General features: G+C 61.6%; 8 protein-coding genes. 2 read left to right on the top strand and 6 right to left on the bottom strand.

Going from position 1 to position 6,604, the window contains the following annotated elements; translation table 11 throughout:
- Positions 1-52: 52 nt before the first annotated feature.
- The 3 genes from mazG to efp all read right to left on the bottom strand — a co-directional run bounded on the left by mazG (position 53) and on the right by efp (position 2,506).
- A complete protein-coding gene (gene mazG / locus ABIT12_RS06155; RefSeq protein ID WP_348040126.1) occupies positions 53-859 on the bottom strand; it encodes a nucleoside triphosphate pyrophosphohydrolase in 807 nt (268 codons plus the stop codon).
- Positions 860-1,117: 258 nt separating this feature from the next.
- Positions 1,118-1,819 carry a hypothetical protein gene (locus ABIT12_RS06150; RefSeq protein WP_348040124.1) on the bottom strand — a complete coding sequence of 234 codons (702 nt, stop codon included), beginning with the start codon at positions 1,817-1,819 and terminating at the stop codon, positions 1,118-1,120.
- A gap of 117 nt (positions 1,820-1,936) precedes the next feature.
- Positions 1,937-2,506 (bottom strand): elongation factor P, encoded by a 570-nt coding sequence (efp, locus tag ABIT12_RS06145; RefSeq protein WP_348040122.1) that lies wholly within the window; start codon positions 2,504-2,506, stop codon positions 1,937-1,939.
- A 139-nt stretch (positions 2,507-2,645) separates the two neighbouring features.
- Here efp and epmA point away from each other — a divergent pair, with 139 nt between their 5' ends.
- Both epmA and ABIT12_RS06135 read left to right on the top strand, forming a co-directional pair.
- Entirely contained in the window at positions 2,646-3,716 is a 1,071-nt protein-coding gene (epmA, locus tag ABIT12_RS06140) for an EF-P lysine aminoacylase EpmA (protein WP_348040120.1), read from the top strand.
- Positions 3,713-4,765, top strand: coding sequence for a lysine-2,3-aminomutase-like protein (locus ABIT12_RS06135; RefSeq protein WP_348040118.1), 1,053 nt, complete (start codon positions 3,713-3,715; stop codon positions 4,763-4,765). Before epmA ends, ABIT12_RS06135 begins: the two co-directional genes overlap by 4 nt.
- Here ABIT12_RS06135 and ABIT12_RS06130 read toward each other — a convergent pair.
- From ABIT12_RS06130 to ABIT12_RS06120, 3 genes are read right to left on the bottom strand one after another with little or no spacing between them, the layout of a single operon-like run.
- A complete protein-coding gene (locus tag ABIT12_RS06130; protein WP_348040116.1) occupies positions 4,762-5,202 on the bottom strand; it encodes a type II toxin-antitoxin system RatA family toxin in 441 nt (146 codons plus the stop codon). The genes ABIT12_RS06135 and ABIT12_RS06130 overlap by 4 nt on opposite strands.
- Positions 5,202-6,146 carry a lipoyl synthase gene (lipA, locus tag ABIT12_RS06125; protein ID WP_348040114.1) on the bottom strand — a complete coding sequence of 315 codons (945 nt, stop codon included), beginning with the start codon at positions 6,144-6,146 and terminating at the stop codon, positions 5,202-5,204. The genes ABIT12_RS06130 and lipA overlap by 1 nt, the downstream gene beginning before the upstream one ends.
- 8 nt (positions 6,147-6,154) lie before the next feature.
- Positions 6,155-6,460, bottom strand: a complete 306-nt coding sequence (locus tag ABIT12_RS06120; RefSeq protein ID WP_407065595.1) for a GlsB/YeaQ/YmgE family stress response membrane protein — start codon at positions 6,458-6,460, stop codon at positions 6,155-6,157.
- Positions 6,461-6,604: the final 144 nt, after the last annotated feature.

The following is a 6,604-nucleotide window of genomic DNA, read 5'->3' as shown; positions in this document are numbered from 1 at the left end:
GGCCCTCGGGTCAAGCCCGAGGGAACGACTGAGAGGCGGGGAAACCCATCTACTAATCCCCCGCCTTATCCGCCGCGCGCACCTCATTCCAATAGCCATCGAGCCGTTCAAGCCCAGCATTGGCGATCGGCACGCCGTCTTCCCGGCAGCGCGCCTCGACGAAGCTGAAGCGTCGGCCAAACTTGGCATTGGCGTCGCGCAACGCCGCTTCGGCATCGACGCCATGCTTGCGCGCCAGATTGGTGACGGCAAACAGCAGGTCACCGATCTCTTCGTGGCGCCCCGCCGCGTCAGTGGCCGCTGCGACCTCCGCCAGTTCCTCTTCCACCTTGGCCACCACCGATGCAATATCCGGCCAGTCGAAGCCGACCGTTGCGGCGCGCTTGGTCAGTTTCTCGGCACGGGCCAGGGCGGGCAGGGTGCCCGCAACGTCGTCCAGCACCGACGGGACGACCTCGCCCTTGCGCGCCGCCTTGGCGGCCCGCTCACCAACCTTGATCGCCTCCCAGCGCTGCTGCGCCGCTTCCGCATCATTGGCGTCGAGATCGCCGAACACATGCGGATGCCGCCGGATCAGCTTCTCCGTGATCGCCAGGATAACGTCGCCGATATCGAACAGCCCACGCTCGGATGCCAGTTGCGCATGATAGACCGGCTGCAGGATGAGATCGCCGAGTTCTTCCCGCAGATCATCGAAGTCGCCACGCTCGATGGCGTCGGCAACCTCATAGGCTTCTTCGATGGTGTAATGGCGGATGGTGGAAAAATCCTGCACCAGATCCCACGGGCAACCGCTGACCGGATCGCGCAGCGCGGCCATGATTTCAACAAGGCGGGAAATATCGCGGGACGGCTGCATGGCGAACACTCGAATGGAATCGTGGCACCACATTATCAGTGCCGGCAATCCGGGGCAGCACTGCCGCGCCTGGTCCCCAACATCTTGTCCACCAGGGCGGATGGCGACACGGCAATATAGCCGCCGCTGACCCAAACAGGGCGGTCATTTGCCAGACGACGCTCTCAAAATTCCAACATCCTTCATTCGCATAATATATATTATGGAACTAAAATGTATGCCGAGACCCTTGGAATCCGGCCTAATCAATGCCGCGGCTCATTGAGCCTTGGCAGAACCCGCCTGGATACTCCGCTTCGCCAACCAGATGACGTGGCGTGAGCCCCGGCTTTTGCCATTGGCGCGAATGCGTTCTTCCTCAACGGCGAAGCCTGCGCGCTGGAGACGCTGGGTAAAAGCGCGGTCAGGAGCCGAGGCCCAAATCGCCAGGATCCCGCCTGGACTCAGCGCTGCGCGAGCGGCCTTGAGACCGGCCAGGCTGTACAGCGCGTCATTGGTCTCGACCGTCAACCCATCGGGGCCATTATCGACGTCGAGCAATATGGCATCATAGCTTGCCTTGGCCGAATTGATCAGCCGGCGCACATCGAGGACTTTTACATCGACGCGCGGATCGTCGAGGCAATTGCCAAAGATGGTCGCCATCGGACCTTTCGCCCAAGCCAGGACGGCGGGCATCAGCTCGGCAACGGTGATACTGGCGGTGGCCGGAAATTCGCGCAGTGCGGCGCGGAGTGTGAAGCCCATGCCCAGACCGCCGATCAGCACTTTTGCCTTTGGTCGATCGCTAATCCGCGCCCAGGACAATCCGGCCATGGCTTCCTCCGAACCACTGAGGCGGCTGTTCATCAAGGCGATGGTGCCCAGCATGATGGAGAACTCATCGGCGCGCTGGATCAGGCGAATGTCACCACGACCATCGGGGAGCGGAACGGTGTCGATCAGGACCCAGGGGTTCAAGGCATCGCTTTCGGAAGAAGGTGTCGACACTGCCGAGCACTTTGGCGCAGCAGGCCCGAAATGCTGGAGCCCGCCGCGAAATGCGCCGGGCTCCGAAGTATTTGCATCGTCAGCAGCTCAGTCCTTGGCGCGTTCGACGTAGGAATTGTCTTCCGTCAGGATAACGATGCGCGTGCCAGGTCCGATATGCGGCGGCACCATCACCTTGAGACCATTGGTCAGCAGCGCGGGCTTGAACGACGACGACGCTGTCTGACCCTTGACCGCTGGTTCGGTCTCGGCGATTTCCACCGTGACGCGCTGCGGCAGTTCCATGCCGATGGCGACGCCTTCAAAGGTCTTTAGATAAACCTTCATGCCGTCCGTCAGATAGGCCTTCTGGTCACCGATCACGTCTTCGCTGACGGTGATCTGGTCGTAGGTTGCCGGCTCCATGAAGTGATGGCCTTCGCCATCCGAATACAGATAGCCATAGTCGCGCTCGTCGACGTCGGCCTTTTCCACCATTTCGACGGTGCGCCAGCGGCCGATCACCTTCACGCCGTCATTCATGCGGCGCATGTTGACGTTGGTGACGGAGTTGCCTTTGCCGGGATGCACATTTTCGGCCGTCAGAATGATATGCAGCTTGCCGTCCTGTTCGACGACATTGCCCTTGCGCAGCGACGAGGCGATGACCTTGACCATTTTTCTTCCTTGTTCAGGCGGTGTCCGCGTCTTAAACCAACGGCAATAGGAACGGACCGGACGCACTGAGATGAGTTCTGTGCCGCCCGATACAATAATTTCGACCAAACTGCCAGTCCCCAGAGCGAAAGACCCCAGTTTGCCCCCTGCCCCTTATTCGCCACCGGCCTCGCCATGGTGGACGCCAGCCGTGCATGCCGATCGGCGGCCAATCCTGTTGGCGCGCAATCGCGTCGAGGCGGCGATGCGCGGCTATTTTGCCGAACAGGATTTTCTGCTGGTGGACCCGCCGGCGCTACAGCGCTCGCCGGGAAACGAGACGCATCTGCACGCCTTTAACGCCACCATGATCGGCAATGACGGCCTTGGACAGGTGATGTATCTGCACACCTCGCCCGAGTTCACCATGAAAAAGCTGCTGGCGGCCGGCGAGCGGCGGATTGCCAGCCTCGGCCACGTCTGGCGCAACCGCGAACGCGGGCCATTGCACCATCCCGAATTCACCATGGTCGAGTGGTACCGCGTTGAACAGGCTTATGAATCCGTGATGGACGATTGCGTAGCGCTGCTGCGCCTGGCCGCCAGCATCACGGGCGCCTCAACGCTGCGCTTCCGCGATCGGGAGTGCGATCCTTTTGCTGAGCCGGAACGGCTTGCTGTGGCGGAAGCCTTTGACAGATTTGCCGGAATCGATCTGCTGGCGACGATTTCCGCCGACGGGTCAACCGATAGCCAAACCCTTGTCGCGCAGATGCGGGCGACCGGGCTGACCATTCCGCAAGACACCAGTTGGTCCTATCTGTTCAGCCGGGTGCTGGTCGAAAAAGTCGAACCAAATCTGGGGCTTGGCTGCATTACTATCCTGGACGAATACCCCGCTGCCGAGGCTGCGCTGGCACGAAAATCGACGCGCGATGGCCGGGTGGCAGAGCGGTTTGAAGTCTATGCCTGCGGCGTCGAACTGGCCAACGGCTTTGGCGAACTGACCGATGCCGGCGAGCAGCGCCGCCGCTTTGCCGCAGAGATGAACGAAAAACAACGGCTTTACGGCGAGCGCTATCCCTTGGATGAAGACTTTCTGGCTGCGCTGGCGATCATGCCGGCGGCCAGCGGGATTGCCATGGGGTTCGATCGCGTGGTGATGCTGGCAACAGGCGCTCCCAAAATCGATCAGGTGATCTGGGCGCCCGTAGCGGGAGACGACCGATGAACGCAGCGCGATCCCTTCGGACGGTTGACGATCTGATAGGCGCGGGCCTGGCTCAAGCCCAAGACGCTGCCGGTCTTGGTGACGTCGCCGCACGCTATGCGGTGGCGATCACGCCGGCCATTGCGGCGCTGATCGACAAGGACGATCCAAACGATCCCATCGCCCGGCAGTTTGTCCCCGATGCGCGCGAACTGCTGCTAACACCGGAAGAGCGCGAAGACCCCATCGGCGACGCCACCTACAGCCCGGTAGAGGGCATCGTCCACCGCTACCCGGACCGCGTACTGCTCAAGGCCGTGCATGTCTGCCCGGTCTATTGCCGCTTCTGCTTCCGTCGCGAAATGGTCGGGCCGCAGGGTCTGGGCACCCTCACGCCGGCCGCTATGGACGCGGCGTTCGACTATATCGCCGCCCACACCGAAATCTGGGAAGTCATCCTCACCGGCGGTGATCCACTCGTGCTGTCGGCGCGGCGGCTGGCCGAGATGATGGAGCGGCTCGCAAGCATCCCCCACGTCAAGATCGTGCGCTTTCACACCCGCGTGCCGGTGGTGGAGCCGGAACGGGTCGACATGTCATTGATTGCGGCGCTCAACGCTAGCGGAAAGACAACCTATTTGGCACTTCACGCTAACCATCCGCGCGAATTGACAACGGCCGCCAAGGCCGCCTGTGCGCGTCTTGTCGATGCGGGCATTGTCATGCTCAGCCAGTCGGTGCTGCTCAAGGGCGTCAACGATGATGCCGATGTGCTGGCCGAACTGATGCGAGCCTTTGTCGAGAACCGCATCAAGCCCTATTATTTGCACCATCCCGATCTGGCGCCGGGCACCAGCCATTTTCGGCTGGGGATCGATGAGGGGCAGGCTTTGGTCGCGGGGCTGCGCGGGCGCGTCTCCGGCCTCTGCCAGCCGACCTATATCCTCGATATTCCCGGCGGCTACGGCAAGGCCGTGATCGGTGCGACTGCGGTCCGGGCGTCAGGCGATGGCTGTTTCACCGTCACCGACTATCGTGGCACCGAGCACCAATATCCCCCGAGCGCCTAGTCGCCGAAGCGCCGATCCGCTTCGTCGGCAAATGCCCGCATGATTTCGTCCTGCTTGGCGGAGAAGGCCGGTTCGGCCACCGCTGCCACCAGCGGATTGGAAATCTTGAAGTCGATTTCAAAGCGGACGCGCGTACCCTGGCCTTCCGGCTCAAACAGCCACACGCTATCAAGGTATGCAAACGGCCCGTCCACAGCCTTTGCCGTGATACTCTTGGCCACCAGATCGGCAACCACGCGGCTGGTATAGCTCTGGGTGATCGGCCCGAAGCGCAGCGTCATCTTGGCGAGTTTGGTGTTCCCATCGCCCGCCGGGTCGGGGCGAACCTCCATGGCGCTGCAATTGGGAATGAAGCGCGGGTAATCCGCCAGATCGGCGACGATGCCGAACATCCGCTCAGGCAGATGGCGGGAATGCTGTTCAAAAAACCGTTTCATCAATGACCAAGCTTTGCCATGCGCGCCGCCTTGAGGGCCGCAAAATCTTCACCCGCATGGTGCGACGAACGAGTCAGCGGGCTGGATGAAACCAGCGCAAAACCCTTGGCATTGGCCACGGTCGCATACGACTTGAACTCATCGGGGTGAACAAACTTCAGCACCGGATGGTGCTTCTTGGTCGGCTGCAGATATTGGCCAATCGTCAGGAAATCCACGTCGGCCGAGCGCAGATCATCCATCAGTTGCAGCACTTCATGCCGCTCCTCGCCCAGGCCGACCATGATGCCGGACTTGGTGAACATGGTGGGGTCGAGTTCCTTGACCTTCTGCAGGAGCCGGATCGAGTGAAAATAGCGCGCACCGGGGCGCACCTTGAGATACTTCGACGGCACCGTTTCCAGATTGTGATTGAACACATCCGGCTTGGCCGCCACAACGATCTCCAGCGCGCCTTCCTTGCGCAGGAAGTCGGGCGTCAGGATTTCAATCGTTGTCCTGGGGTTGCTGGCCCGGATCGCCCGGATCACCGCCGCGAAGTGGTTGGCGCCACCGTCAGCCAGATCGTCACGATCGACCGAGGTAATGACCACATGCTCCAGCCCAAGCTTCTGCACGGCCCTGGCGACGTTCTCTGGCTCGTTCGGATCGAGCGGTCCGGGCATGCCGGTTCGCACATTGCAGAACGCGCAGGCGCGGGTGCAGATCTCGCCCATGATCATCATGGTGGCGTGCTTCTTGCTCCAGCACTCGCCGATATTGGGGCAGCCGGCTTCCTCGCAGACGGTGACGAGATTGTTGTCGCGCACGATCTGCTGCGTCTCGCGATAGACCGGCGAGCCGGGCGCGCGGACGCGGATCCAGTCCGGCTTGCGCAGAATTTCCGCGTCGGGCCGGTGGGCCTTTTCAGGGTGGCGCGGACGGGCCTCGATAAGCGTGACCAAGGGGCTCCTTAGTGTCCGGCGATCAGCCGGGCGATGATGACGACGATGATTGCACCAACCGTCGAGGTAATGATCTGGCTGAGCCAGATATTAGCGATCGGCAGCCTGATCTTCAGCACCGAGAACAGGTAACCGCCGACGAACGAGCCGATAACGCCCGAAATCAGGTAGGTCAGCAGCCCTTCGCCACCGACGATCCAGCTGGCGAGCCAGCCGGCGATGGCGCCGATGACGAGAAATACCACCACGTGGCGGATGGTTTCGTCGCGCACCACGTCGCCGCCGCTGTCGTCCTGCCGTTCAAGCTTGCTCATCTCAATTTCTCCCATGCCCGCCTGTCATATCGAGACAGGACAGCCACGTATCAAGCCTTGGCCTTCTTGCGCGTGAATAAGGCCACGATGCCCGCCACGATGAGGCCAAAAATCAGTGCCGGGATCGCTCCCGAGATCAATGCG

The organism is Devosia sp. (genome assembly GCF_039927955.1).
In the GTDB taxonomy this organism is placed as follows: domain Bacteria; phylum Pseudomonadota; class Alphaproteobacteria; order Rhizobiales; family Devosiaceae; genus Devosia.
This window is presented reverse-complemented; position numbering and strand designations above follow the sequence as displayed.

Coding starts and splice junctions, on each gene's coding strand:
- mazG (WP_348040126.1), bottom strand. CDS start 859: ATGCAGCCGTCCCGCGATATTTCCCGCCTTGTTGAAATCATGGCCGCG.
- efp (WP_348040122.1), bottom strand. CDS start 2,506: ATGGTCAAGGTCATCGCCTCGTCGCTGCGCAAGGGCAATGTCGTCGAA.
- ABIT12_RS06135 (WP_348040118.1), top strand. CDS start 3,713: ATGAACGCAGCGCGATCCCTTCGGACGGTTGACGATCTGATAGGCGCG.
- ABIT12_RS06130 (WP_348040116.1), bottom strand. CDS start 5,202: ATGAAACGGTTTTTTGAACAGCATTCCCGCCATCTGCCTGAGCGGATG.
- ABIT12_RS06120 (WP_407065595.1), bottom strand. CDS start 6,460: ATGAGCAAGCTTGAACGGCAGGACGACAGCGGCGGCGACGTGGTGCGC.